Below are 1,637 nucleotides of genomic sequence, written 5' to 3' on the forward strand. Positions count from 1 at the left end.
CGGAGTTTTTCAAGTTAGTTGTCGCATCAAATTAAATTTTATGCCGCCCGCATTGCTTCTTTTTTCTCTGGATTTAAATTTACTTCATTGATCATCGTCCAATCTCGAGACTTTCCTGACCAACGACTTGGATTCTGTAATTTCGCCATCTCATTTACCTGATGACGTTTCGCTAGTATCGCTTCATCTAATCCTAAATGACGCTGGTTTGGCGTGACAAATTTAATACCGCTGTGCAAGTGCTCATCGTTGTACCAATCAACAAATCCGCTAACCCACTTTCTTGCGCTACCCATGCTTTCAAAGGCTTTCTCAGGGTATTCCGGGCGATACTTTAACGTCTTAAATAGCGATTCAGAATAAGGATTATCATTACTCACAGACGGTCGGCTAAATGAAGGAACAATACCTAACTCCTGCAATGTCGCTAATAACGTTGCCCCTTTCATTGGACTGCCATTATCCGAGTGCAACGTGACTTGCTCAGGCTTTACCTGCTCTCGCCTGCAAATATCTACCATTAAATCAGCCGCCAGTGTGCTTAGTTGTGTGTCATGAACCTGCCAACCAACTATTCTTCGACTATAAATATCCATCACTAAATATAAGTATAAAAACTGACCTTTAACAGCTGTTGGCAAATACGTGATATCCCATGTATAAATTTCGTTTACACGTATTGCCTTGAGCGCTTTTGGCTTTTTTATCTTTTTATTTGGTTTAACTTTTTCTCTGTGTGTTAATAATTTATGCGATTTCATAACGCGATAAAACGAGCTTTCTGATGCTATCCACACACCTTTATCCAATAGTTTAGGGACTATCTTACTGGGTGGTAAATGTCCATATTCTATTGAATTAACAGTCTTAATTATACGCTGTTGCTCTAATTCAGTTAGCCTGTTAGGTGGTCGCTTTATCGTACTTGTTCGCTTATCTGTCATATCATCAGCTTCAATCCAGCGTTGAATTGTTCTTGCCGTTAGACCAAGTAACTCACATGCTTTTTCTTGCCTTGCCCCTGATTTCTGCGCGTCGGTAATGAGCTCTATCAGTTCATGACGTTCAGTTGAGCTGGTTAATCGTCCTCGTTGAAACCCCAAAGCGCATCTGCTTTTTTTTTGAGTACGAGTAAGGCGGCTGTTTCTGCTAACGCTTTGTCTTTACGATTAAGCTCTTTTTGAAGCTGCTTAATTTCTTGTTTGAGCTGTTTACTGTCTGATTTTACGGGCGTCGTTGAAGGCCCTTTAGCAAAATCTTGCTTCCATTGTTTAATATGATGCGGGTAAAGTCCCTTAGCACGGCAATATTCATTAAGAGCTGCTTCATCTAAACTCGCACATTCAATAATGGCGTTAAGCCTTTCTTCTAAGCTCCAGTCATGAGGGCGTTTTTCTGTTGTCATGTGACTACCATTATTTTTAGTTTCAAGTTCATGGTTTTTAGCAAGCGCGATCCATCGTTGCAAGGTTGAATAACCGATGCCTAAATCAAGCGCAATATCTTCTAGGCGAACATCATCACATTGAGATAATGCTTTTTCAACAGCTTGAACTTTAAATTCTTGTGTAAATCGACGTCTCATTTTATCTGCCTCTATTAAAAGTTAGAGGCGACAACTATCCTGACACAGGGGG

At 40.3% G+C, this 1,637-nt stretch carries 1 protein-coding gene; it reads right to left on the reverse strand.

The window, feature by feature from the left end; translation table 11 throughout:
* Positions 1–38: 38 nt before the first annotated feature.
* A protein-coding gene (locus I6F50_RS20085; RefSeq protein WP_197177145.1) for an IS3 family transposase occupies positions 39–1,585 on the reverse strand; the annotation gives its coding sequence in 2 pieces (ribosomal slippage) (positions 39–1,126 and positions 1,126–1,585; 1,548 coding nt in all).
* Positions 1,586–1,637 lie beyond the last annotated feature (52 nt).

It is taken from the genome of Pseudoalteromonas sp. NZS127_1 (assembly GCF_015864295.1).
GTDB classification, from domain to species: domain Bacteria; phylum Pseudomonadota; class Gammaproteobacteria; order Enterobacterales; family Alteromonadaceae; genus Pseudoalteromonas; species Pseudoalteromonas arctica.